This window comes from Nocardia vinacea (genome assembly GCF_035920345.1).
GTDB classification, from domain to species: domain Bacteria; phylum Actinomycetota; class Actinomycetes; order Mycobacteriales; family Mycobacteriaceae; genus Nocardia; species Nocardia vinacea_A.
The window spans coordinates 4,084,225-4,107,406 of record NZ_CP109149.1 but is presented as its reverse complement, the minus strand read 5'-3'; the positions used below and the strand labels follow the sequence as shown (position 1 = coordinate 4,107,406).

At 67.0% G+C, this 23,182-nt stretch carries 23 protein-coding genes; 15 read left to right on the top strand and 8 right to left on the bottom strand.

The annotated features are described in order from the left end of the window. The first annotated feature begins 25 nt into the window (after nt 1–25). From OIE68_RS19275 to OIE68_RS19260, 4 genes are all read left to right on the top strand, one after another. Nucleotides 26–982: an LLM class F420-dependent oxidoreductase gene (locus tag OIE68_RS19275; protein WP_327100748.1), complete on the top strand. Its 957-nt coding sequence runs from the start codon at nt 26–28 to the stop codon at nt 980–982. Nucleotides 983–1,115: 133 nt separating this feature from the next. Next, on the top strand, nt 1,116–2,174 hold the full coding sequence (locus OIE68_RS19270; RefSeq protein WP_419150717.1) for a CaiB/BaiF CoA transferase family protein: 1,059 nt from the start codon (nt 1,116–1,118) through the stop codon (nt 2,172–2,174). Between the two features lie 193 nt (nt 2,175–2,367). Further along, nucleotides 2,368–2,799 (top strand): group 1 truncated hemoglobin, encoded by a 432-nt coding sequence (locus OIE68_RS19265; RefSeq protein ID WP_327100747.1) that lies wholly within the window; start codon nt 2,368–2,370, stop codon nt 2,797–2,799. A gap of 443 nt (nt 2,800–3,242) precedes the next feature. Further along, complete coding sequence (locus OIE68_RS19260; protein WP_327100746.1) at nt 3,243–4,055, top strand: alpha/beta hydrolase; 813 nt, start codon at nt 3,243–3,245, stop codon at nt 4,053–4,055. A gap of 148 nt (nt 4,056–4,203) precedes the next feature. Here OIE68_RS19260 and OIE68_RS19255 read toward each other — a convergent pair whose 3' ends face one another. Continuing rightward, nucleotides 4,204–4,899 (bottom strand): TioE family transcriptional regulator, encoded by a 696-nt coding sequence (locus OIE68_RS19255; protein WP_327101724.1) that lies wholly within the window; start codon nt 4,897–4,899, stop codon nt 4,204–4,206. A gap of 112 nt (nt 4,900–5,011) precedes the next feature. Here OIE68_RS19255 and OIE68_RS19250 point away from each other — a divergent pair, with 112 nt between their 5' ends. From OIE68_RS19250 to OIE68_RS19240, 3 genes are all read left to right on the top strand, one after another. Beyond that, complete coding sequence (locus tag OIE68_RS19250; protein ID WP_327100745.1) at nt 5,012–6,220, top strand: erythromycin esterase family protein; 1,209 nt, start codon at nt 5,012–5,014, stop codon at nt 6,218–6,220. A gap of 438 nt (nt 6,221–6,658) precedes the next feature. Further along, on the top strand, nt 6,659–7,054 hold the full coding sequence (locus tag OIE68_RS19245) for an ectoine synthase (RefSeq protein ID WP_327100744.1): 396 nt from the start codon (nt 6,659–6,661) through the stop codon (nt 7,052–7,054). After that, nucleotides 7,051–8,106, top strand: coding sequence for a low specificity L-threonine aldolase (locus OIE68_RS19240; protein WP_327100743.1), 1,056 nt, complete (start codon nt 7,051–7,053; stop codon nt 8,104–8,106). Before OIE68_RS19245 ends, OIE68_RS19240 begins: the two co-directional genes overlap by 4 nt. 20 nt (nt 8,107–8,126) lie before the next feature. Here the strand turns inward: OIE68_RS19240 and OIE68_RS19235 are convergent, their stop codons facing one another. Genes OIE68_RS19235 through OIE68_RS19220 form a run of 4 tightly spaced genes read right to left on the bottom strand, consistent with a single transcriptional unit; the run spans nt 8,127 to nt 12,299 of the window. Beyond that, nucleotides 8,127–8,891: an enoyl-CoA hydratase/isomerase family protein gene (locus OIE68_RS19235; RefSeq protein ID WP_327100742.1), complete on the bottom strand. Its 765-nt coding sequence runs from the start codon at nt 8,889–8,891 to the stop codon at nt 8,127–8,129. 1 nt (nt 8,892) lies between these two features. Continuing rightward, nucleotides 8,893–9,981, bottom strand: coding sequence for an acyl-CoA dehydrogenase family protein (locus OIE68_RS19230; protein ID WP_327100741.1), 1,089 nt, complete (start codon nt 9,979–9,981; stop codon nt 8,893–8,895). After that, nucleotides 9,968–10,870 (bottom strand): acyl-CoA dehydrogenase family protein, encoded by a 903-nt coding sequence (locus OIE68_RS19225; RefSeq protein ID WP_327100740.1) that lies wholly within the window; start codon nt 10,868–10,870, stop codon nt 9,968–9,970. Before OIE68_RS19225 ends, OIE68_RS19230 begins: the two co-directional genes overlap by 14 nt. After that, a complete protein-coding gene (locus OIE68_RS19220; protein WP_327100739.1) occupies nt 10,848–12,299 on the bottom strand; it encodes a class I adenylate-forming enzyme family protein in 1,452 nt (483 codons plus the stop codon). The genes OIE68_RS19225 and OIE68_RS19220 overlap by 23 nt, the downstream gene beginning before the upstream one ends. 76 nt (nt 12,300–12,375) lie before the next feature. Between OIE68_RS19220 and OIE68_RS19215 the strand changes: the two genes are divergently transcribed. Next, on the top strand, nt 12,376–13,440 hold the full coding sequence (locus OIE68_RS19215; protein WP_327100738.1) for a ferredoxin--NADP reductase: 1,065 nt from the start codon (nt 12,376–12,378) through the stop codon (nt 13,438–13,440). Nucleotides 13,441–13,741: 301 nt separating this feature from the next. On the opposite strand, the gene OIE68_RS19210 is transcribed toward OIE68_RS19215, so the two are convergent. Then, the gene (locus tag OIE68_RS19210) at nt 13,742–14,470 is read right to left on the bottom strand and encodes a DNA alkylation repair protein (RefSeq protein ID WP_419150777.1); all 729 of its coding nucleotides are present in this window, start codon (nt 14,468–14,470) and stop codon (nt 13,742–13,744) included. Nucleotides 14,471–14,856: 386 nt separating this feature from the next. Here OIE68_RS19210 and OIE68_RS19205 point away from each other — a divergent pair, with 386 nt between their 5' ends. Continuing rightward, nucleotides 14,857–15,303 carry a hypothetical protein gene (locus OIE68_RS19205; protein ID WP_327100736.1) on the top strand — a complete coding sequence of 149 codons (447 nt, stop codon included), beginning with the start codon at nt 14,857–14,859 and terminating at the stop codon, nt 15,301–15,303. Between the two features lie 213 nt (nt 15,304–15,516). Here OIE68_RS19205 and OIE68_RS19200 read toward each other — a convergent pair whose 3' ends face one another. Together OIE68_RS19200 and OIE68_RS19195 are read right to left on the bottom strand one after the other, a co-directional pair. Beyond that, nucleotides 15,517–16,266, bottom strand: coding sequence for an SDR family NAD(P)-dependent oxidoreductase (locus OIE68_RS19200; RefSeq protein ID WP_327100735.1), 750 nt, complete (start codon nt 16,264–16,266; stop codon nt 15,517–15,519). A 20-nt stretch (nt 16,267–16,286) separates the two neighbouring features. Further along, nucleotides 16,287–17,051 (bottom strand): SDR family NAD(P)-dependent oxidoreductase, encoded by a 765-nt coding sequence (locus OIE68_RS19195; RefSeq protein ID WP_327100734.1) that lies wholly within the window; start codon nt 17,049–17,051, stop codon nt 16,287–16,289. A gap of 53 nt (nt 17,052–17,104) precedes the next feature. Between OIE68_RS19195 and OIE68_RS19190 the strand changes: the two genes are divergently transcribed. The 6 genes from OIE68_RS19190 to OIE68_RS19165 are packed head-to-tail and all read left to right on the top strand — an operon-like array spanning nt 17,105 to nt 23,035. Next, nucleotides 17,105–18,532: a class I adenylate-forming enzyme family protein gene (locus tag OIE68_RS19190; RefSeq protein ID WP_327100733.1), complete on the top strand. Its 1,428-nt coding sequence runs from the start codon at nt 17,105–17,107 to the stop codon at nt 18,530–18,532. Next, entirely contained in the window at nt 18,525–19,670 is a 1,146-nt protein-coding gene (locus tag OIE68_RS19185) for a thiolase family protein (RefSeq protein WP_327100732.1), read from the top strand. The genes OIE68_RS19190 and OIE68_RS19185 overlap by 8 nt, the downstream gene beginning before the upstream one ends. A gap of 3 nt (nt 19,671–19,673) precedes the next feature. Next, on the top strand, nt 19,674–20,588 hold the full coding sequence (locus OIE68_RS19180) for an ArgK/MeaB family GTPase (RefSeq protein WP_327100731.1): 915 nt from the start codon (nt 19,674–19,676) through the stop codon (nt 20,586–20,588). An 11-nt stretch (nt 20,589–20,599) separates the two neighbouring features. Further along, the gene (locus OIE68_RS19175; protein WP_063039589.1) at nt 20,600–21,016 is read left to right on the top strand and encodes a Zn-ribbon domain-containing OB-fold protein; all 417 of its coding nucleotides are present in this window, start codon (nt 20,600–20,602) and stop codon (nt 21,014–21,016) included. Between the two features lie 30 nt (nt 21,017–21,046). Next, the gene (locus tag OIE68_RS19170) at nt 21,047–22,189 is read left to right on the top strand and encodes a thiolase family protein (RefSeq protein ID WP_327100730.1); all 1,143 of its coding nucleotides are present in this window, start codon (nt 21,047–21,049) and stop codon (nt 22,187–22,189) included. 39 nt (nt 22,190–22,228) lie between these two features. After that, nucleotides 22,229–23,035, top strand: a complete 807-nt coding sequence (locus OIE68_RS19165) for an SDR family NAD(P)-dependent oxidoreductase (RefSeq protein ID WP_327100729.1) — start codon at nt 22,229–22,231, stop codon at nt 23,033–23,035. Nucleotides 23,036–23,182: the final 147 nt, after the last annotated feature.

Here is a 23,182-nt window from a genome sequence, read left to right as displayed (position 1 = left end):
AAGAGCTTGGAAACTGGAGGAATTCGTGCGAATCGGAGTGATGATCGGGCCGGAGAAGGGGGACTCCGCGCGCAAGCTCAGCAGGATGCTCGACGATATCGAATGGGCCGAAACCGCGGGGCTGGACACCGCGTGGATTCCGCAGATACCCACCGATTTCGATGCGCTGATCACCATCGCCTTGATGGGTATGAAGACCACCCGCATCGAGTTGGGCACCGCGGTCGTGCCGTTGCAGGCACAGCATCCGATCGCCCTTGCCCGCCAAGCGCTTTCGGCGCAGGCCGCGGCCGGTGGTCGGCTCGCGCTCGGTGTCGGACCCTCGCATCACTGGATCGTGCAGGACATGCTCGGGCTGCCCTATACGAAACCGGCGGCCTACACCCGCGACTACCTGGACGTATTGAATGCCGGTCTGCGCGGGCCCGGCCAGGTCGATATCGAAAACGACACCTTCGCCGTGCACAATCCGCTCGACCTCGGCCCGGTAGCGCCGGTGCCGGTGCTGATCGCCGCACTCGGACCGGTCATGTTGCGCATCGCCGGGGAACAGGCAGACGGCACCATCCTGTGGATGGCCGACGAGCGTGCGGTGGCCGACCATGTCGTCCCGAAAATCACCAAGGCCGCCGCCGAGGCCGGGCGGCCCGCACCACGCATCATCGCCGGGCTGCCGGTGTGCCTGTGCTCGCCGTCGGAGGTCGACGAGGCCAAGGCGCGGGCCAACCGGATTCTCGGCGAGGCCGAGGTCTCACCCAACTACCAGCGGCTACTGGAACAGGGGTCGGCCCGCGATATCGGTGATATCTGCGTCGCGGGCGACGAGCGGGCGATCGCGGCGGGACTGCGGCGCTTCGCCGACGCCGGCGCCACGGATCTGTCGGTGCGGCTGCTGCCCATCGGCGACACCCGCGACGAACTCATCGCCTCCAAGCGCCGCACCCGGGAGATGATCGCCGAACTGGCGAAGGAATTGCGGTGAGCGAGCCTCAGCGAGTGAACCATCGACACAGCCGAGCATCGCTCGGTCATGGCGGAGCCGAGCGCCAGCGAGAGAACCATCGACACAGCGCGCAATGGCGCACGACGGAGCCGAGCACCAGCGAGGCACAGTCGTGAGCCGACCGATATCCGGCGGGGCCGCTGGGCCGCTGGCGGGTATCCGGATACTCGAGGTCGGCACTATGCTCGCCGGTCCCTACGCCACGATGATGCTTGCCGATCTCGGTGCCGAGGTGATCAAGATCGAACCGCCGAACGGGGAGATCTCGCGGCAGGTCGGCGACTCCTATTTCGCCAGCCTCAATCGCGGCAAGCGCAGTATCCGACTCGAATTGACCAGCCCGACCGGACAGCGCAGGCTGGCCGAACTCGTCGCGGAATCGCATGCGCTGCTGGTGAATTTGAAGCCGTCGGCGATCCGGCGGCTCGGCCTGACGTATGCGTCGCTGCGGCAATTCAACGAGCGGATCGTGTGTGTGGCGATCACGGGTTTCGGCTTGGACGGCGGTGACGACCCCGCCTTCGATTACGTGATCCAGGCGGCCACGGGCATCGCCGCGATGACGGGCGATCCGCACGGGCCGCCCACGTTGCCCGGGTATTCGTCGGCCGACAACTCGACCGGCCTCACCGCCGCGCTCGGCCTGCTCGCCCAGATCGTCTCCGGCCGGGGCGGGCAGGTGGACGTCTCGCTGTACGAGGTGATGCTCTCGCAGCTGAACTACCATGCGTCGGCCTATCTCAACGACGGCAAACAGCCGCAACGCCGAAAGTTCGGTGCGCATTCGTATTACGTTCCAGCACAGCTCTTTCCGACCGCCGACGGCTACCTGGCGCTGTTCATCACCCACGACGGCTTCTGGAAGGTCTTCGCCGCCGAGGCCGGTGTCGACGGATTCGCGACAATGGCCGAGCGGGCCGCGCACCGCGACGAGGTGCTCGCCGCGGTAACCACAGCCCTGGCCACCGATACCGCATCCGGCTGGGAATCTCGCCTGCGCCCACTCGGCATCCCGGCGGCGGCCGTGCGCACCCTGCCCGAGGCCTTGGCCGCCACCCCCGAAACCATCGTCACCGTAGGCGATTATCGACTGATCGGCAGTCCGATCCGGATAGCCGGATACCAGCCGCGATACGGTCCGCCGCCGGTGCTGGGTGAGCATGACGTGTAGTCGTGGGGGCTCGTGGTGCCCTGAGTGGGCACGAAGAGTCTGTACGGTTTCCGCGGGATGAGTGAGGTTCGAAACATTGCTCACAGGTGCGTCAGCCTGCTGTGAGTTCCGTGAAATATATTGGCTACGAATGGAAAACGGACTGCGACAGCCGACTAACGGTGCGGAAACCGACCGGTGCTGTCCTGAATGCATGGATATCACGTCATGGTTCAGGTCCAAGTCCGGGGCGGCCACGATCGCCGAGCCCAGCACAATCTACGAGCAGATCGGGGGACAGGAGGCGCTCGAGGCGGTAGTCGAGGACTTCTACGTCCGTGTCCTCGCCGACGACCAGCTGGCGCCGTTCTTCACCGGTACGAACATGTCTCGGTTGCAGGGGCGTCAGGTCGAGTTCTTCTCCGCTGCGCTCGGCGGCCCCGGCCCCTACAGCGGTGCCCCGATGAAGCAGGTCCATCAGGGCCGTGGCATCACGATGCAGCATTTCACCCTCGTGGCCGGACATCTGACCGATGCGCTGACCGGCGCCGGGGTGCCGACGGCGCTGGTGGAACAGATCATCGGGGCTATTGCCCCGCTGGCCGACGACATCGCGTCCGGCTCGGCCTCCGAGTCACCGCGCTGACCCTGCCGCCGTCGACCGCCGCACCGGCTCGGCGCGCACGAGATGTAGGCGCTCGGGATCGCAATCCTGTATCTGGCCGGACCACTTCGACTCCGTCGCCGCCGAACTCAACAGCCCGCAACCCATCCCGTCGAGCGCAGTCGAATTGCGGTGTCGGAGGGCGTGGCGAGCCACCTTTCGACTACGCGCGGCGCGCAGCCTGTCCCTTCCATTTACTCTCGGAATCCGACTGCCGTGCCTGGGCGCTCGGCCCTGTGTAGCGCCCTCGTTCGATGTTCGTCCGGTGTAACTCGTTGCTGCGCTTGATCACTCGTGCTTCGGTGCATCCTTCGCGCTGCGGGGGTTCTGGGTATCGACGCACCTCACCGCTCAGTGAACCTGCGCGGATCGCCCTCATGCGCAACCGCGCTCTGCTGCCGCTTCCAGCTGACTAGGGTGTCGATATGGAGTGCAACGTCAACGGCGTTTCCGTGCATTACGTCGAATACGGCAACGGGACTCCGATCTTGATGATGCACGGTTCGGGAGTGGATCATCGCGAGATGGTCGGGACGATGGAGCCGATCTTCGGTGATATACCTGATTATCGGCGGATTTATCTGGATCTCCCGGGTATGGGGCGCACTCCGGCGCCCGAAACGATCAACAGCTCCGACGATGTGGTCGAGCTCGTCCTCGGGTTGGTCGACATTGTGATCGGTGATCGGGATTTGCTGGTCATCGGTCATTCCGCCGGCGGCTATTTTGCCAGGGCGGTCGCGAACAGGCGCCGTGACCAGGTGATCGGGCTGGCCGTCAGCTGTCCCCTCATCGAGGACCCGCGCGACATACCCGCACACCAGGTGGTGCATGCCGCAGGCGACCTCGGCGACGTTCTGAGCCCGGACGACCGGACCGAATTCGAGGGCTACTTTGTGGTGCACACATCGGCCATGCAAGAGCGGTTCCGGCATTATGTGGCTCCCGCCATCCCCCTGGCCGACCAGGGCGCGATGGCGCGGATCGGCGAACGCTGGCGGCTGAGCCCCGGTCCCGAGGACGGACCGCCGTATCCCAACCCAACCCTCATCGTCACCGGCCGCCAAGACTCCTCAATGGGATTCGCAGGCCATTGGGATCTGGTCGAGCACTATCCCCGCGGCACATTCGCGGTGCTGGACCGCGCCGGGCACGCGCTGCCGTACGAGCAGGGTGACCTCGTCAAGGCGCTCATCACCGAATGGCTTCGCCGCGTCCAGGAGCATCGCCCGGCATAAGTCGGGACGACCGAAGCTGAGTCCGCGCACCATGTGTCGGCGCGGATCGGGCAGCCGGGATGCACTGTCAGCCTGGATATCCCGTAACGTCGCGATCCGGTCGTTCGAGCGAGCAAAGCCGATGGCCGACTGCGGGCGGCCGCCCTCGCTACGTCTGATCGAGCAGGGCGAGGTAGGCGTCGAGTTGGGCCGCGCCGGCGAGAAGGTTGCGGCTGCGCGTGGTGACCCGGTCCTGCCAGGAGTCGAGGAAATCGCTCAACGCGTCCGCCCCGCCCGCCTCTCGGAGCGACTCGATGAACTGTGCGACCTGGTGCAGCGGGTACCCGCCTCGGCGCAGTTGTCGTGCGATCTCGGCGTCGCGCACGCAGTCCGGTCCGTATTCGCGGTAGCCCGTTGCCCGGTCGCGTTCGGGGCGCAGGATGCCCTCGGTCTCCCAGGTGCGCAGCGTCGCCGGGTGCACGCCGAGCCGGCGCGCGAGTTCGCCCACGGTCAGCGGTCGGCCGTTGACAGGGGGCGGTGTCGTGGTGGACAGGCTGTCGAGGGCCGTCGCGACCTCGGTGCGGGTGTTGCGTTCGGCGAGCAGCGCGACGTGCGTGGCGTCGATGAGCCGGTAGGCGGACTCGGTGTCGCCCCGGTTGGTCGCGCGCATGATCTCCATTGCCTGCTGGTGCCCGTGGCCGCCGCGTAATGCGAGGAAGGCGCGCAGGGCCCGCGCGTGCAGGGGCGTGTATCGCCGGTAACCGGCATCGCTGCGCTCGGTCGGCGGGAGGATGCCTGCATCGTCGTAGTTGCGGATCGCCTGGGCCGACAACCCGTGCTCTCGGGCGAGGTCGATGGGGCGCAGCCGGTACCTCCGATTGAGGCTTTCATCGATGGACTACAGGTAGAAGTTTCGGAAGTTTCACCCGAATCTTCAACGATACCGTCGAGGGTAGTTCCTTCCGGAAGGGGTGTTCATGTCTATTGCCGCATCACTGCGTGGGATCGGCCGCCAACTCGACGACCTGGCCGGCCTGGGCCGTGCCCTCGACGAGCTGATCGCCGCGCGGACCGAGCCGCCGACCCTGCTCGCCCTCGGCGAGCCGACCCACGGGATCGAGGCGTTCCCGTTGCTGCGCAACGAAATCCTCGGCCACCTCGTCGAACGGGGGTACCGGTCGATCGTGCTGGAGACCGATGTCTTTGCCGCGTCCGTGGTCGATGACTACGTGGCCGGGGCAACAGCGGAGATCGACACGGTGCTCGCGACCGGGTTCAGCCACGGGTTCGGCGCCGTGCCGGGCAACCGCGAACTCGTCGAATGGCTCCGCGCGCACAATGTCGGCCGCGCGCCGCAAGATCGGGTTCGCTTCCACGGTTTCGACGCGCCGACGGAGTACTCCGGGGCACCGAGCCCGCGACGTGCGCTGTCCTCGATCAACGACTATCTGCCCGCGGCGCTGCGGCCCGAATCAGTCCACGACCTCGACACACTACTCGGCGAGGACACGGACTGGACGAACCCGGCGGCCATGTTCGATCCGGCAGCCTCCATCGGCGACTCCGACCGTGCCCGCGCCCTACGCATCGTCGCCGACGACCTCGCCAGCACGCTGCGCCGCGCGGCACCCGACCTGCACCGTGCCGACCCCACCGGCTACGCACTCGCCGCCGCGCACGCGCGCACCGCCCTGGGCCTGCTGCGCTATCACGCGGCCATGGCCGGCCCCGCCCCTGATCGCATCGCGATCCTGCTCAGCCTGCGTGCCGAGATGATGGCCGAGAACCTGCTCGCGATCGTGGCCCAGGAACAGCGCCGCGGGCCGAGCCTGGTGTTCGCGCACAACGCCCTCCTGCAACGCACGCAGTCGGTCGGCGAGGACGCGGCGAGCCGGGGAAGCGCTGGAGCGCTCGTCGCGCTCACCCTCGGCGAGCGCTATGCGTTCCTGGCAACCGACGCCAACCCCCACAGTGATCTCGGTACCCTCCAGGGCATGTTGGCCGAGGCGACCAGCCGCCGCGCCCTGTTCCCGACACAGGCCCTGCGTTCCGCGCTTCCCCCGTCGATCGGTCCGGGCGAACCGATCGTGCCCGGCCACATCCCGCTCACCCCAGCAGAATTGGACGGCGCCGACGCGGTCATCTTCATCGCCGATACCGATGGAAGACAGCATCAGTACTGGTAGCAGCACTCGGCCGCGGGCCTGGTCATCGCCCCGTTCGAGCCGCTGGGCAAGGCGATCAGTCGGCGGGCATCGCCCCGCAAACGGGCCAGCCCGCGGAAATCTACGCCGCCGGACTCCTGTCCGACCACCACCTCGCCTGCTGCTTATGGGGCGGTCGACCCGACGAGATCCGCTGTGGCACAGGACGTCCGCTTCTGCCGCATTTCTGCGCTTCGTAACTGCCCACGTCGTTCCCGCCGACCAGGCTAGAGGTGGACCTACACCATATGGCTTCCCGCGAGCACGGCGAGTTCAGTGGGTGGCGCAGCTCAAGCTACCAAGGGAGGCATGGCGCGATCTTAGAGATAGGGGGCGTTCCTGCCACTGTCGGGGATGCCGCACCAGCAGCCATGATCTTAGTGTTCGCAGGAAACGCACGAGATAAAGGAAACGTACTCCATGATCGTCCGTTCACTGAAAGAGATCATCGGCACCGAGCGAGAAGTGAAGGGCCCCACGTGGAATAGCCGTCGCCTGGTGCTCGCCGAGGAGAAGGTCGGTTTCTCCTTGAACGACACCGTGGTGGACGCGGGTACCGAGATCAAGATGTGGTACGCCAACCACATCGAGGCCGTCTACGTCATCGAGGGTCGGGGCGAACTGGTCGACGACGAGACCGGTGAAGAGCACCGTCTCGAGCCCGGGGTGATGTACCTGGTCGACGCACATCAGCATCACACTTTGCGCGCCCACACCCGCTTCCGCGCGGTGTGCGTGTTCAACCCGCCCCTCACCGGCCGCGAGGTCCACGATGAGAACGGCGCCTTCCCACTGCTGACGGAAGAGGATAAGTGAGCGATACCTTTCCCGAGCGCGAGCCGTTACGCGGGTTCGCCAGTGACAACAACGCCTCCGTGCATCCGGACGTATTGGCGGCGCTGGCGGCTGCCAACGAGGGCCACCAGTCGGCCTACGGTGCGGACGTCCACACCGCTCGGCTGCGCGAGCTGATCAAGGGCCATTTCGGCGAGCGCGCCGATGTCTATCCGGTCTTCAACGGCAGCGGCGCCAACGTGGTTGGGCTGCAGGCGATGTGCGACCGGTGGAGCGCGGTGGTCTGCCCGGAATCCGCGCACATCAACCTGGACGAGTGCGGCGCACCCGAGAAGGTGGCCGGGCTCAAGCTGATCCCGGTGCCCACCCCGGACGGCAAGTTGACGCCGGAACTGCTCGACCGGTACGCGCGGGGCTTCGGCGAGGAGCACCACGCCCAGCCCAAGGTCGTCTCCATCACCCAAAGCACTGAGCTCGGCACCCTCTACACGCCTGGCGAGATCGCGGCCATCGGCGCGCTGGCGCGCGAGCGCGGCATGCTGCTGCATGTGGACGGCGCCCGGCTGGCCAATGCGGCCGCCGCGCTCGACCTGCCGCTGCGCGCGTTCACCACCGACGCCGGGGTGGACGTGATGTCCTTCGGCGGCACCAAGAATGGCTTGATGCTCGGCGAGGCGATCGTGGTGCTCAACCCGGACGCGGTGCGTGGCGTGCGGTACCTGCGCAAGGCAGCGCTGCAGCTGGCCTCCAAAATGCGGTACGTGTCGGCGCAGCTCGTCGCGCTGCTCGAGGGCGACCTGTGGCTGCGCAATGCCCGGCACGCCAACGCGATGGCGGCCCGGCTTGCCACGGCCGTCGCCCCGGTGCCCGGCGTCGAGATCGTCCGGCCGGTCCAGGCCAACGCCGTCTTCGCCATACTGCCCCGGGAGGTCACCGAGCGGCTGCAGAAGCGGTTCCGCTTCCACATCTGGGACGAACGCACCGGCGAGGTCCGTTGGATGTGCTCGTTCGACACCACCGAGGCTGACGTGGACGCCTTCGCGGCCGCCATCGCCCAGGAGACGGCGGCTTGAACAGGACCTTGCCGGAACCCTCAGCGCTTGGCCGTGAGCTTGGCGATGTTGGCCCGGAAGTCCGCACTCTGGAACGTCAGATCCTCGGCCGCCAGGGCGTAGTCGAGTGTAGCCAGCACGGCATGCTCGAGTTGCAGGTTGAGCACGCGCTTGGTGCTCTCCACCGCCTGCTGCGGAAGTTCGAGCATCCGCTGGGCACAGGCCAGCGCCTCGGCGACCGGATCTTCGACGACGTGGTTGGCCAGACCCATCTCGCGTGCCCTGACGGCGGGGATACGCGCGCCGGTGATCGCGTATTCCTTGGCCAGCAGCATGCTGGTGTGCAGGGGCCAGGTGAGCGGGCCGCCGTCGGCGGCGACCAACCCGACCTGCACGTGCGGATCGGCCAGATACGCGGTTTCGGCGATGTAGACCATGTCGCTCAACGCGACAAGGCTGCAGCCGAGACCGACTGCCGGACCGTTGACCGCGGCGATCACCGGGATCCGGCAGCGTGCCATGCCGAGCACGATGTCACGGCCGTCAGCAATTGTCTTGGCGCGTAGATCGCTATCGCGGCTGAGTTCTTCGAGGTAGGTGAAATCGCCGCCCGCGGAGAAGGCCCGGCCCGCGCCGGTCAGCACTGCTACCCGCGCCCCCCTGTCCGCGCTGAGCCGCGGCCACAGCCGGGCGAGCCCGGCATGCAGCGGATCGTTGACGGCGTTGAGGGCATCGGGTCGGTTCAGCGTGACAATCCGGACCGGTCCCTCGGCACGGACATCGATTTCGGCTGGCATGTCGTACATTTCAAACTCCCAATCCCAGGATGCGCGCGGCGATGATGTTCTTCTGTATCTGCGAGGTGCCGCCCATGACGCTCTGTGCGCGGCTGTAGAAGTAGGACCCGAGCAGCTCCGGATCGCGGGTACCGCCGACAGCCAGCGCCGCATGGCCGACCGCCTGGTCGACCCAGGTCATGAGCAGTTTGTCCAGCGACCCGTCGGGCCCGTGGGTGACGCCGTCGAGCTGTTCGGAGAGCCGGCGCCGCACGTGCAGGCGCAGCATTTCGGTCTGCACCGCCGCCCAGGCGAGTTCCTCGGGCGCCGTGCCCTCGACGCGAGCAGCCAACTGGCGCACCAGTTTTCCGTATCGAGCCGCGAATCCCAGGGTGGACGGCTCGCGTTCGTGTCCGACGACGGTCATCGCCAGCTTCCAGCCCTCCCCGGGCGCCCCGACCAGCTGATCCGCGGGCACGATCGCCCCGTCGAATTCCACCTGACCGAATTCCCGAGTCACCCCGCTGATCATCCGCAATGGCCGCTGCTGCACACCCGGCTGCTTCATCGAGATGATGAATGCCGAAATGCCTTTGTGCCGTGGCGCATCCGGATCGGTACGTGCCAAGAGCAGGCACCAGTCGGCGACATCGGAATAGCTGGTCCAGATCTTGTGGCCGTTGATGACGTAGTGGTCGCCCTCGCGCGTAGCGGTGGTCGTCAGCGCGGCCAGATCCGAACCCGCTCCCGGCTCGCTGAAGCCCTGGCACCAGCGCTCGGTGCCGTTGATCATGCCGGGCAGGAACCGTTGCTGCAGTTCCTTGCTCGCGTGCCGTCCGAGGCCTGCGACCAGGTAGCCGAGGCTGGGCCGCGGCGGCGCCCCGACGATCGCCAACTCCTCGTCCAGGATGACGTCGTAGACCGGTGAAAGGTCGTGGCCGCCGAATTCTCGCGGCCACGACAGTCCGAAGAATCCGGCCGCGTAGAGCGCCTGATGCCATTCGCCTTGCCGCGCCCAGTATTCGTCGCCCGAGGTCGGAAAGGTACCGGCCACCTCGGTCAGCCAGGCGCGCAGCCGGTCCCGGAATTCGGCCTCCTGCGGTGCATCACGAAAGTCCAAGGTCGATCTCCTCCAGGCTGACGGGGAACAATTCGGTCGAGGTCAGGGCCCGCCGCAGGTATACGTGCGCGAGGCACTCCCAGGTGTTGCCGATGCCGCCGTGCACTTGAATCGCGGTCTCGCATACCGTCCGCGCAGCCCGCGCGCAGTACAGCTTCGCGATCCGCGCCGCCCGCATCGACTCGGCGTGCGGCAATTCGTCGACCGACCAGGCCGCGTGGCGCGCGACGCTGATCGATCCCTCGATGAGGGCCTGGCTCTCGGCGAGCAGGTGCGCGACCGCTTGATACGAGCCGATCGTATTGCCGTACTGCGTACGGACTTTTGCGTAGTCGACGGCGAGAGACTGCGCGCCGCGGGCGACACCGACCAGATCGGCGGTGGTGGCCACCAGCGCCAAGGCCTGCCACTGGGTCACCTGATCGGCGGACAGTTCGCCGAGGAAGTCGGGTCGACCGATGAGCTCCGCGTCGACCCTGGTGAGATCCGCACCGGGGAGTTCGGCACCGACCCCGCCGACGAGCAGCCGGCCGTCGTCGATCACCAGCGCCCGGTCGGCGCCCTGCGCGTCGATCGCCCGAGCCGCCACAGCGACGGTCCAGCGCTGATCGTCATCGGCCGGACCACGCAGATCGTCGGCCAGTACCGGTCCCAGGAACGGCACATCTACCAGTCCGCGCCCGAACTCCTCGGCCACGATCGCCACCTCGACTCCCGAGGCGCCGTCCGAACGCAGTGCCCGCCAGCCGGTCTGGTCGACCGCTTTCTCCAGTCGGGTCACCCGCGCCGCGTCGTCGAGGTCGAGTACCGAGCCGGGGCCGAGGTCATCGGCTAATTTCGCGGCGGCGTCCCGCAATTGTCGCTGTTCACTCGTGAGACGAACGTCCATACTGCTCCTTGAGAATTCGGCGCAACACCTTGCCGGAGGGCAAGCGCGGGATTTCGGGGACGAACACCACGCCGCGCGGTCGCTTGTAGCCGGCCAGCCGGTCGCCGACCAGTGCGATGAGTTCGTCGGCGGTGACCGCCGCGGTGCGGGCGACGGCCGCGACGATCGCTTCCCCATCGCCGGGGTCGGCGATGCCGAACACCGCGCAGTCGCCCACCGCGGGATGTCCCTGCAGCACGGCCTCGATTTCGGCGGGGGCGACCTGGAAGCCGCGGACCTTGATCATTTCCTTGGATCGGTCGGTCACCTGGACCCAGCCGTCGGCATCGATGCGGCCGATATCACCGGTCCGGTACCAGCCGTCGTCGAAGACTTCGCCTGTCGCCTCGGCCGGTAGATAACCCGCCATCAGCGAGGGCGACTTCGCCTGGATTTCACCGATCTCGCCCGGGCCCAACGGTTCTCCGGTCGCCGTCGACACCACCCGCAGTCGCGCGCCCGGCGCCGCTTTTCCGACGCTGTCGTACCGCACGTCCCCGATCGGACTGCACGCGATGACCGGCAGTTCGGTGGTTCCGTACGCGGGCAGCCAGCCGACACCGGTTCGGGCGGTGACGGTTTCGGCGACGGCTGCGGTGACCGGCGTTGCGCCCCACATGATGTAGCGCAGTGAGGACAGGTCATAGGACTCGAGTTCGGGATGCGCGGCCAGCGCCAGAGCGATTGGCGCGACAGCCATCTCGATGGTGATCCGGTCCTCGGCGATGCACTGCAGCATCCGTTCCAGGTCGAAGCGCCGGTGCAGCCGCATCCAGGCGCCCGCCTCCAGCACGGTGACGATATTGAGCAGCCCCAGGATGTGCGAGGGCGGTGTGACGATCTGCAGGCGGTCGTAGGAGTTCAGCTCCAGCACCCGGGTCCAGTGCCGCACCGCGGCGGCGAGCGAGGCGTGGGTGTGCCGCACCGCCTTCGGTAATCCGGTAGTGCCCGAACTGAATACGAGCACCGCGTCGGATTCCGGATCGGGTCGCACGAAGGTATGCGTCAGCGGTGTGATCGGATCGTCGAGGTGGCGCGTCGGCAGCAGCTCGGCCAATATCGGCGCATCGCCGAGTCCGTGCGCCGGTTCGGTCAGCGTCAGGGCATGTTCGACCTCGGCACGCTTCCAGGCCGGACTGATCAGGACAGGTGTCGCACCCAGTAGCCAGGTCGCCAGCACGGCGACCACGAATTCCGGCCGGTTCGTCGACATCAGCGCGACGCGATGCCCGGCGCGAACACCCCGCGCCACCAACTCCACGGCCAGACCCCCCGCCAGCCGATCCAGCTGACCGTACGTGTACCCGCGGTCCTCGAACGCGAGGGCGACCGGTTCGGCGCGCACGGTCGCGGCAGGGGCGGCACCGCGGCGGCTGTCGTTCGACCCCATATGAGAAGATCCCGTCTCGTCGGAGAGAATACAATTCTCCTTGTACTAGAATCTTAATACCAGGAGGAGGCAGTTCATGGCGAGACCCCCGTTATTTCAGCGCGCGACCGTAACGCGGATCGTTAAAGAGAGCGCCGACGCGCGCACCTATGTGCTCGCCCCGCACGACGGGCCGATCGCATATCAATCCGGGCAGTTCTGCACCTTCCGAGTCCACCTGGACGGCAAGGACCTGTTCCGCTCCTACTCGATGTCGAGTGCGCCGGAAACCGACCGCGAACTGATGACCACGGTCAAGCGGGTGCCCGGCGGACAGGTCTCGAACTGGCTGCACGACAACGTGGTCGAGGGCGACGAACTGGAGTTGACCAGGGCGGCGGGCCGATTCTGTCTGCGCCCCGCCGAGGCACCGCTGCTCGGTTTCAGCGGCGGCAGCGGCATCACACCGATCCTGTCGCTGGCCAAGAGCGCGCTGGCGAGCACCGCCAGGAGGGTGCGACTGCTGTGCGCGGACCGCGATCGGGAGTCGGTGATCTTCGAGGCGGTACTCGCGGAACTGGTCGACCGCTACCCGGGGCGGCTGGAGGTGATCCGCCACCTCGACGCCGGCGGCGGCTTCCTGACACCCGACGCGATCCGCGATTTCGTCGGCGCGGACGGCGGCGGCGACAGTTATATCTGCGGACCCGAGGCTTTCATGGAGATGGTCGAGAACGCCCTGCCCGGACCGGGCCTGGTGTTCAGCGAACGATTCGGTGCGCCGGCCCCGGTGCTGTCCGCTACCCCCGCGGCCGTCGAAACCCCTACGGTCACAACCCCCGCCGTGACCGTCGAAACCCCCACTGTCACCACCCCCGTCGCGACCACTGACAACACCGTCACGATCATTCTCAACGGCAAGAAGAAGTCGGTTCCGCGCAAGGACGGCGAAACCCTGCTCGACAGCGCCCGCCGCGCCGGTCTCACACCCCCGTTCTCCTGCGAGGCCGGTAACTGCGCCACCTGCATGGCCAAGGTGACGAAAGGTCATGCCACGTTGCGCCGCAACGACGCCCTGACCGACGACGAACTTGCCGAGGGGTATGTCCTCACCTGTCAGGCCGTGCCGGATACGGACTCCATCACCGTTGACTACGAGTGAGCGCTACCGCGCACCGTGCCGCTGACATTCGCCCCGCCAACGCAGCAGCACGGCGTTGCGATTCGCATCGACTACATCTCGTGGGCGCAAGCGGATGGGCAATTCGAGGACTCACCTGATGCCGCATTCGGCTGATGACATCCGAGATGCACTGCTGGACAAGTGATCACGTGGAACTGGCGGCGCGCTCCTCTCGGACGATGCCGCCACCGTTTCCACCTGATCAGCTGACCAATCTGTATGATCTCGGTCCGTTGATCGTGTTGCCGCGTTCTGACGGAGGTCGCGAGCGCGAGCCTTCCTACTTGTCGTGCTGTCGGCGCACCATCTCCGTGATCCAGATGGGCGCGAACGGAGACGTGCAGTTCGGTGGAGTCGGGTAGTCCTCGAGCACCTTCAAGCGCTCACCGATGTCGATTGCACGGGCGCGCTGCTCGGCGTGCTCGATCCCGATCTGAGCCAGGCAGTGGTTCATCGCCCACTGCAGGCGATCCGGGGCGTCCTTCATCTGTGCCTCGATGACGTCGAGTAGTCCTGCGAGATCGAGGCTCTCGGGCTGCTTCGCCACGCGTTCGGTGGTCAACGCCCAGCCTGCACTCGCGACCACTGGGTCCGGATCGGCGAACCAGGACAGGCGCAGCTCTTCGGCGTGCGGGTTCTTCTTCACCACGTAGTTCACCAGCCAGTCGTGCACCTTGGGTGTGCGCGCCTCGCGCACCATGACGTCCAACTCGTCACGCTCGAACGCCTTCGGGCGGCAGATCAGGGTCGCCAGTAGTTTTGCCGCGGTGTCATCGGTCTCCCAGAGCTGGCGCGCGAGTTCCTGCTGTGTTTTCAGCCGCTTCGCGAGCGCGCGCAGCTTGCTGAGGTTCACACCGTGACCGTCACCGTGTTTCTCGTTCACCACACGCGTCCTCGGGTCCTCGAGTGCGGCCAGCTCGGCCATCACCTCGGCCACCGTCGTTTCGGCCACCTCGGCCTCCTGTTCATCACGTGAGGGATTCAGATATGTGGGACATGATGAGGCCATGACGATACCGACGCCGCCCCGGGATATAGCGAACTCCCGCAGGCCGGCAGCCGGTCGGTATTTCACCTCGGGATTGATCCTCGCCTTGATCGGGGAGCGCTCGTTACGACCGTGGCAGCGGTCGGCCTGTTCATGCATCGCACCGACACGGTCCGTATGTATCCAGCACCGAACAACACCTATACCGCCGCCGTGAAACGAGTCCATCGCGCGATCGACACCGACAGCTACGAAATCCGGCTCGGACCGTTCACCAACGGAGGGGTGCCGCGCGGGCACATCGTGACGATCCCGACTGGTAGCCGGGAATGGTCATTCTTCCGTCACCGATGAAATCGATCGTCCCGCGGCGTCGATATCAGTGAGCCACCGGAGAGGAGAGCGCGATGAACCAGTCCACCAACGAATCGGCACGCGAGCGCCTGGAGGTCTTCGTCGGAGAGTGGACGATGCAGGCCGGACCTCCCGGCGGGCCGCCGTGGCCGGGTGCGGGCCGCGTCACCTTCGAATGGCTCACGGGCACACCGCTGTTGGTCCAGCGCTGGCATATCGACCTGCCCGAGGCTCCCGACGGTGTCGCCGTCATCGGTTGCGATGGCATGAGCGACACCTACTACCAGCTCTACACCGACGACCGAGACGTTCAGCGAATGTACGAAATGACCCTGACCGACGGCATCTGGACGCTGCACCGCGACGGCGAACCTTTCGCCCAGCGATTCACCGGCAGATTTTCCGACGATGGGACGACGATCCAGGGTCGCTGGGAGCTGGCCGAGGACCGAAGAACCTGGAAGACCGACTTCGACCTGTCCTACACGAAGGTCACGTAGAACCTCGCACCGCGCGATCGCGCATCTGTGTACCGCAGTGTCGGGATCACTGGAATCGGCACCAGTTCGACGTGAACTCGTACGGCATGGAAAGACCGCCCAGCGCAGCCGAGGATCTGATGTTCCAGGGCGAGAGTTCTGTGCCGATGCCGCCGAGTGTTGAGGTCCGCGCAAGGCCCCGAAGACCATACTTCTTCGGGGCCCTCGCGTCGATCAGCCCCTCGGAATCAGCACTTCCGAACGCTGCACCGTGCCGGTGATACCGGCGGCATCCTGGCCCGCCAGCAGCACCGCGGCACGGGCGATCGTTTCCGGCGGCTCGACCATGTTCGCTGGAATTTCCTGGCCACCGCCACCGGCCTGCCAGCCTTCGGTCAGTACCACTCGGGAGGGGCTCAGGCAGTTGACCGCGATGTTGTCGTCCTTCAGTTGCGCGGCCAGACCGAGGTAGAGGCGTTCGACGGCGGCCTTGGACACCCAGTACGCGTTGGCGCCGCGGATCATATCCACGCCGGTGGTGGTGATCGCGATGAGCGAGCCGCCGCCGCGCGCTTTCAGATGCGGGATGACGGCCTTGGTCGCGAGGAAGACGCCGGTCAGGTTGACATTCATGCACAGCTGCCAGCGCTTGAGGGGTGTGGTCTCGATCGGACCCAACCACATCACGCCCGCATTGGCGACCAGGATATCGATACCGCCGAACTCCGAAACCGTTGCGGCCACGGCATTTTCGACAGACTCCTCACTGGTGACATCGCACGCCACCGGCAGTGCCGTTCCGCCGGCGGCGGTGATCCGTTCGGCGACCGAACCGATGGTGCCCGGCAGCTTGCCCTCGGTTTCCGAGCGCGCGGCGACGGCCACCGCAGCACCCGCTCCGGCCAACCCGGCGGCTATCGCCGCACCGATGCCGCGACTGGCACCGGCGACGAATGCGACCTTGCCGCTGAGTGTTTCACCCAACCCGGGGTACGGTTGCCCGTTCATTTCGGTGGGAAGCGCAGTGCGCCGTCGAGCCGGATGATCTCACCGTTGAGGTAGTCGTTCTCGATGATCGACTGGGCCAACTGCGCGTATTCCACCGAGCGGCCCATCCGCTTGGGGAAGGGCACCTGCGGGCCCCAGTAGCCCTCCAACTGGTCGGCGGCCTTGCCGTAGGCGGGCGTGTTGACCGTGCCCGGCGCGATGGTGACCACCCGGATGCCGAGCGGGGACAGGTCACGGGCCGCCACCAGGGTCATGCCGATGACGCCGCCCTTGGCCGCCGAATAGGGGAGTTGACCGATCTGGCCCTCGTATCCCGCGATCGAGGCGGTGTTGACGATGACACCGCGGGCGCCCTCATCCAATGCCTCGGTCTTGGCGATGGCCGCGGCCGACAGGCGCAGCACATTGAATACGGCGGTCAGATAGAACTCGATGGTGGTGCGGAAACCGTCGAGTGCCAGTGGCGAGCCGTCCTTGCCGACGAGGCGGCCGCCGGTGGCCGGGCCGCCATGGGTGTCGACCGAAATGCGCAGCGGTCCAAGTGATTCCGCCTCGGCAATGGCCGCGAGCACCGACTCCTCGCTGGTCGCGTCGGTGTGCACGTAGCGGATGCCGAGTTCTTTCTCGAGTTCCTTGCCCTTGTCGTCGGCGACATCGGCGACCACCACCTTCGCTCCGGCGGCGTGCAGGCGACGCACGGTGGCCTCGCCGAGTCCGCCGGTGCCGCCGACGACGATGGCAGCGCTCCCAATGATCTGCATATCGCAATCCTCTCTTGCAACTAACACTCTCCTATGGAGAGAATAATGTTCTCATGAATATCAGCATGATCCTAGACATGGCCGCATCGGCGGGCGATCGGACCGTGATCACGGTCGGCGATCGCTCGCTGACCGCCGCCGCCCTGCTCGGCAATGCGCGTCGCGCGGCCGTCCGCTTCCAGCGGCACCCCGCCGTGCTGTATCTGGGTGCGAATCACCTGGCCTATCCGGTCGCGCTCTTCGGCGCGGCGCTGGCCGGGGTGCCATTCGTGCCGCTGAACTATCGGCTCGGCGAGCAGCAGTTGGCCATGCTCCTGGATCGCCATCCAGGGGCACTGGCGCTGCGGCCCGAGGACCTCGACTCCCTGGTCGAGGAGGGCGCCGATGCGCCCGAACTCGAGGCGCCATGGGATGGCAATGCGGTCGCCGCGATCATCTACACCAGTGGCACCACCTCCGAACCCAAGGCGGCGCTGCTGCGGCATCGGCATCTGATGGCCTACTTGCTGAACACCGTGGAGTTCGGCGGTGCGGCCGAGACCGATGCGGCGCTGGTGTCGGTGCCGCCCTATCACATCGCGGGTCTGACGAATCTGCTGTCGAATCTCTACTCCGGCCGCCGGGTGGTTTACCTGGCGGCGTTCGACGCGTCCGGCTGGCTGGAAACCGTTCGGCGCGAACGGATCACCCACGCCATGCTGGTGCCGACCATGCTGGCTCGCATCGTCGCGGCCGTCGACGGCGCCGACGCAGGAGTGCCGACGCTCGCCAGTCTCGCCTATGGCGGCTCCCGCACGCCGCGCCCAGTGCTGGAGCACGCGCTGCGGGTGTTCCCGGACACCGGCTTCGTCAATGCGTACGGACTCACCGAGACCGCGTCCTCGATCGCGGTACTCGGACCCGACGATCACCGTGCGGCCTTCGCCTCGGGCGATCCGGCCGTCCGCGATCGACTCGGCTCCGTGGGGCAGCCACTGCCCGGAATCGAGATCCAGATCCGCGCCGAGTCCGGCGAGCCCGCCGGGGTGGGGGAGGTCGGGCTGGTATTCGTGCGCGGCGAGCAGATCTCCGGTGAATACGGCGGCCGCAGCGCCCTGGATGCCGAAGGCTGGTTCCCCACCCGGGATCTGGGGCGGCTGGACGCCGATGGCTATCTGTTCATCGAGGGGCGCGCCGACGACACCATCATTCGCGGCGGCGAGAACATCGCGCCCGCCGAGATCGAGGACGTGCTGCTGGAATATCCGGGCATCACCGAGGCCGCGGTGATCGGGGTGCCGGATCCGGAGTGGGGGCAGCGGCTGGTCGCGGTGCTCGTCGGGTCCGGCCGGCCGGACGAGATCAAACAGTGGGTCCGCACGCGGCTGCGGTCGTCGAAGACGCCCGACACCATCGTGTTCCGCCGCGAACTGCCCAAGACCGAAACCGGAAAACTGCTGCGCCGCAACCTCGTCACCGAAATGGAGAACACCAATGCCTGAAGCTGTCATCGTGTCCGCCCTGCGCGCTCCGATCGGAACCGCCCGCAAGGGCACGCTGCGCGATACCAATGCCTTCGACCTGGCCCAGCATGTGGTCGCCGCGGCCGCCGAGGGCCTCGACCCGGCCCGTATCGACGATGTCGTCCTCGGCGAGGGCCGCTACGGCGGCGGCGTGCTGGCACGGCACGCGGCGATAACCGCCGGGCTGACCAATGTCGCCGGTGTGGCGCACAACCGGCACTGCGCCGCGGGCATGGCCGCCGTGCAGACCGCGGCCGCCGGGATCCGGGCGGGAATGGACGAACTCGTCATCGCCGGTGGTGTGAATTCCGAATCCACCGCGCCGCGTGTGCGTTTCCGGGTCGGCGCGGACGAATGGATCGACCCGTGGGTCGCGCCGAGCCATCCGGACCGGCCGGACGCGCCCTGCCTGGACATGTCGATCACGGTCGGCTGGAACACCGCGGTGGCGTCCGGCATCTCGCGCGCGGAGATGGATGCGTGGGCGTTTCGCTCGCACCGCAATGCCATCGCCGCCATCGACGAGGGCCGGTTCAAGGAGGAGATCGTGCCGATCGGCACTCCGCACGGACTGTTCGCGGTCGATGAGCATCCGCGCCGGGACACCAGTCTGGAAAAGCTGGCCGGATTGAAGGTGCTGCACCCGGAGATCGAGGGCTTCAGCATCACCGCGGGCAATGCGTCGGGCTCTAATGACGGTGCCGCGGCCTTGGCTATCGCAAGCGACCGGCTCGGATTGCCCGCACTCGGCATCATCCGCGGGTGGGCCTCGGTCGGCGTAGATCCGCACGACACCGGGCTGGCGCCGATCGAGGCGATCACCAAGGCCGTTGCCAGGGCCGGTATTTCGCTGTCGGAGGTGAGTCTCTACGAGATCAATGAGGCATTCGCCTCGGTGCCGATCGCGGCGACCAAGGCACTCGATATCGATCCCGATCGGGTCAACTTCAGCGGCAGCGGTTGCTCGCTCGGCCATCCGGTTGCCGCCACCGGAGCCAGGATGATCGTCACGCTGGTGCACGAATTGCGGCGTCGTGGTGGCGGTTTCGGAATCGCGGCGCTGTGCGCGGGTGGCGGGATGGGTTCGGCCACCGTCATCGAGGTTCCGGCTCCGTAGCGCGTGGGGACCATTGCGGAGCTCATCGCCGCCGCGCGGGCCGGATCGGTGCGGGCCGCGGGGCGGTTGCTGAGCGCGGTCGAGGGACCACGGCGCGACGAGGTGCTCGCGCTGCTCGACGCGGTCCCGGTTCGGGTCATCGGGGTCACCGGCCCGCCGGGCGCGGGTAAATCGACCACGATCGCGGCACTGGTCGCCGCCTACCGCGAGCAGGGCCTGCGGGTGGCGGTGCTGGCGGTCGATCCGTCCTCGCCGTACAGCGGTGGCGCGCTGCTGGGTGATCGAATTCGGATGGCGCAGCACATCAATGATCCCGATGTGCTGATCCGGTCGGTGGCCACGCGCGGTCATCTGGGTGGTCTCGCGGCGGCGGTGCCCGCCGCCATCCGATTGCTCGGCGCGCTCGGCCACGAGCTGATCCTGCTCGAAACGGTCGGTGTCGGACAGTCCGAGATCGAGATCGCCGCGATCGCCGACCCCACCCTGGTGATTCTGAATCCCGGTGCGGGAGACGCAATTCAGGCCGCGAAAGCGGGTCTGCTCGAGGTCGCCGACATCCTGGTCGTCAACAAGGCCGACCGAGAGGGCGCCGACCAGACCGTGCGGGATCTGCATCAGGAGTCCGCCGCCCCGATCCTCACCCTGGTCGCGGCCAAGGGCGTCGGCATCGCCGAGTTGGTGGCCGCGATCGACGCACACCACCGCACCGACACGCACGACCGGCGTACCGCGCGAGCGCGCGCACAGATTTTGTCCCTGGCGCAGACCCGCTTGCGGACCGATCCGGCATTGACGGCATTGGCGGACTCGGTCGCGGCGGGACAGTTGGACGCGTACACCGCCGCAGAGCAACTACTCACTGTTCGCATTTCTTCGGAAATAGCGTATACAGTTTATGAGAATGAGATTTCCACCTGATGGAGGACGGCATGGCAAAGGCCCTCGCGCCCGATGTCTCGACGTGGCCGGCGGAGAATCCGCAGTTGATCGGCAGTCGCTGCGCCGCGTGCAGCGCGGTCACCTGGCCCAAACAACCACGCTGCCCGCGCTGCAGCGGCCCGGACATGTCCGAACGGCTGTTGCCCCGACGCGGCACGCTCGTGGCGTGGACCACCCAGGGCTTCGTCCCCAAACTGCCGTACGCGGGCAAGGAGACGGCCGAAAGCTTCGAGCCGTTCGGGATCGGTCTGATCCAGCTGGGCGATGACGTGCGGGTGGAGGCCCGGCTGACCGTGGCCGAACCGGCCGAGCTGCGCTTCGGGATGGATGTCGAGCTGGCCTTCGTCCCCCTTTATGTCGACGACGACGGGAACGAAGTCGTCACGGTCGCTTTCGCACCGGCCTGAACAGCGGCTACGGCTACCGAGGAGATTTGAATGAACGACGTTGCCATCATCGGCGTCGGCCTGCACCCGTTCGGCCGCTTCGCCAAGTCGGCCATCGAAATGGGCGCCGACGCAATCCAATTGGCGCTGACCGACGCCGGTGTCGAGTGGAAGGACATCCAGTTCGGCTTCGGCGGCAGTTATGAGGTCAGCAATCCCGATGCCGTGACCCGGCTGGTCGGGCTGACCGGAATCCCGTTCACCAATGTATTCAATGCCTGTGCCACCGCGGCCAGTTCGATCGAACAGACCGCGGAGGCGATCCGGTCCGGACGATACGACATCGGCATCGCGGTCGGCATGGACAAACACCCCCGCGGTGCGTTCACCGACGATCCGGCCAAGCTCGGGCTGCCCGCGTGGTACGCGGAGAACGGACAGTTCGTCACCACCCAGTTCTTCGGGATCAAGGCGAACCGCTACCTCCACGAGCACGGCATCTCCCAGCGCACCCTGGCCAAGGTCGCCGCCAAGAACTTCCGCAATGGCGCACTCAATCCGAATGCCCTCCGGCGCAAGCCGATTCCGGAAGACGAGATCCTGAACTCGACGATGCTGAACTATCCGTTGACCCAGTACATGTTCTGCTCGCCCGACGAGGGTGCCGCGGCCGTGATCATGTGCCGCGGGGATATCGCGCACCGCTACACCAGCAATCCGGTGTACCTGCGCTCGACCGCGATCCGTACGCGTCGCTACGGCGCGTACGAAGTGCACAGCACCTGGGCGGCCATCGACGAGGACGTCTCGCCGACGGTGTACGCATCTCGGGCCGCCTTCGAGGCGGCCGGAATCGGACCCGAGGATGTAGACGTGATCCAGCTGCAGGACACCGACGCGGGCGCCGAGGTTATCCATATGGCCGAGAACGGTTTCTGCGCCGACGGCGACCAGGAGAAGCTGCTCGCCGAGGGGGCGACCGAGATCGGCGGCCGCCTGCCGGTGAACACCGATGGTGGGCTCATCGCCAACGGCGAACCCATCGGCGCCTCCGGTATCCGGCAGGTGTACGAACTGGTGCTGCAGTTGCGCGGCCAGGCGGGCGAGCGTCAAGTGCCGGGTAATCCCCGCGTCGGCTATGCCCAGGTCTATGGGGCACCCGGTACCGCGGCGGCATCGGTTCTCAGCCTCTGACGGCATTTCGACCCACCACCCGGCAAAGAGGAGTAGCCGATGCTGATACGTGAGGGACAAGTCGCCGTGATCACCGGCGGTGCGAGCGGCATCGGCTACGGCCTGGCCGAGGCGCTCGCCGCGCGCGGGGTACGGCTCGTCATCTCCGATATTCGCGAGGACGGCCTGATCGCGGCGGCGGCATCATTGCGCGGCGCCGAGGTCACGGCCGTGGTGGCCGATGTGAGCGACGAGGCATCGGTGCGCGCGCTGGCCGAGCGCACCACTGCGGCCTATGGCCGGGTGGATCTGGTCTGCAACAACGCCGGCGTGGTGTGCCCGGCCGCGCCGCTGTGGGATCAGGACGCGCGCACCTGGCAGCGGATGATCGGGGTCAAGATTCTCGGTGTCGTCCACGGCGTCAAGGCATTTGCGCCGTTGCTCATCGAGCAGGGCACCGGCCATTTCCTCAACACCGCCTCCTCCGGCGGCCTCGCCCCGCTGCCCGGCCGCACCCCCTACACCGGCACAATGCACGCAGTGGTCGGTCTGACAGAGACGCTCGACCTCGAGCTCAAGCAGGTAGCGCCCGCGCTGGGCGCAACTGTGCTTTGCCCTGGGTTGGTCGACACCCCGCTCGGGCAGAACTCCGCCGCGCTGGGTGCGATCGAACTACCGGCTGGCGCGTCACCCTCGATGCGCAGTCTCGCTGCCGCCCGCGGCGGAATCCTCTCCCCACGCGAGGTTGCCGAGTCCGCACTCGCCGCGATCGAAGCCGGTCGCGTCCATGTGGCTCCTGGCGACGGTGTAGCCACGCGAGCGCGGGCCCGGGTAGACACGCTGCTGGCCGATATCACCGTCGCCTGACCCGTGAATTGCCCACAGCGGTAACAGATATCGCGTGAAGTTGACAACCGCTCAGCCGAGTTACCGCCGCGATGTGCAGGCATTACCGTCGCCTGACGCGAATTAGCCACTGCGGCAATAGATACCGAGGCGATAGGGGCCCAGGGT

What these genes read in the sequence shown, in the direction of transcription:
- OIE68_RS19210 (WP_419150777.1), bottom strand. Translation starts at nt 14,470, where the DNA reads ATGGCCTCATCATGTCCCACATATCTGAATCCCTCACGTGATGAACAG.
- OIE68_RS19185 (WP_327100732.1), top strand. Translation starts at nt 18,525, where the DNA reads ATGCCTGAAGCTGTCATCGTGTCCGCCCTGCGCGCTCCGATCGGAACC.
- OIE68_RS19175 (WP_063039589.1), top strand. Translation starts at nt 20,600, where the DNA reads ATGGCAAAGGCCCTCGCGCCCGATGTCTCGACGTGGCCGGCGGAGAAT.
- OIE68_RS19245 (WP_327100744.1), top strand. Translation starts at nt 6,659, where the DNA reads ATGATCGTCCGTTCACTGAAAGAGATCATCGGCACCGAGCGAGAAGTG.
- OIE68_RS19250 (WP_327100745.1), top strand. Translation starts at nt 5,012, where the DNA reads ATGTCTATTGCCGCATCACTGCGTGGGATCGGCCGCCAACTCGACGAC.
- OIE68_RS19225 (WP_327100740.1), bottom strand. Translation starts at nt 10,870, where the DNA reads ATGGACGTTCGTCTCACGAGTGAACAGCGACAATTGCGGGACGCCGCC.
- OIE68_RS19170 (WP_327100730.1), top strand. Translation starts at nt 21,047, where the DNA reads ATGAACGACGTTGCCATCATCGGCGTCGGCCTGCACCCGTTCGGCCGC.
- OIE68_RS19260 (WP_327100746.1), top strand. Translation starts at nt 3,243, where the DNA reads ATGGAGTGCAACGTCAACGGCGTTTCCGTGCATTACGTCGAATACGGC.
- OIE68_RS19165 (WP_327100729.1), top strand. Translation starts at nt 22,229, where the DNA reads ATGCTGATACGTGAGGGACAAGTCGCCGTGATCACCGGCGGTGCGAGC.
- OIE68_RS19205 (WP_327100736.1), top strand. Translation starts at nt 14,857, where the DNA reads ATGAACCAGTCCACCAACGAATCGGCACGCGAGCGCCTGGAGGTCTTC.
- OIE68_RS19215 (WP_327100738.1), top strand. Translation starts at nt 12,376, where the DNA reads ATGGCGAGACCCCCGTTATTTCAGCGCGCGACCGTAACGCGGATCGTT.
- OIE68_RS19235 (WP_327100742.1), bottom strand. Translation starts at nt 8,891, where the DNA reads ATGTACGACATGCCAGCCGAAATCGATGTCCGTGCCGAGGGACCGGTC.
- OIE68_RS19265 (WP_327100747.1), top strand. Translation starts at nt 2,368, where the DNA reads ATGGATATCACGTCATGGTTCAGGTCCAAGTCCGGGGCGGCCACGATC.
- OIE68_RS19195 (WP_327100734.1), bottom strand. Translation starts at nt 17,051, where the DNA reads ATGCAGATCATTGGGAGCGCTGCCATCGTCGTCGGCGGCACCGGCGGA.
- OIE68_RS19190 (WP_327100733.1), top strand. Translation starts at nt 17,105, where the DNA reads ATGAATATCAGCATGATCCTAGACATGGCCGCATCGGCGGGCGATCGG.
- OIE68_RS19220 (WP_327100739.1), bottom strand. Translation starts at nt 12,299, where the DNA reads ATGGGGTCGAACGACAGCCGCCGCGGTGCCGCCCCTGCCGCGACCGTG.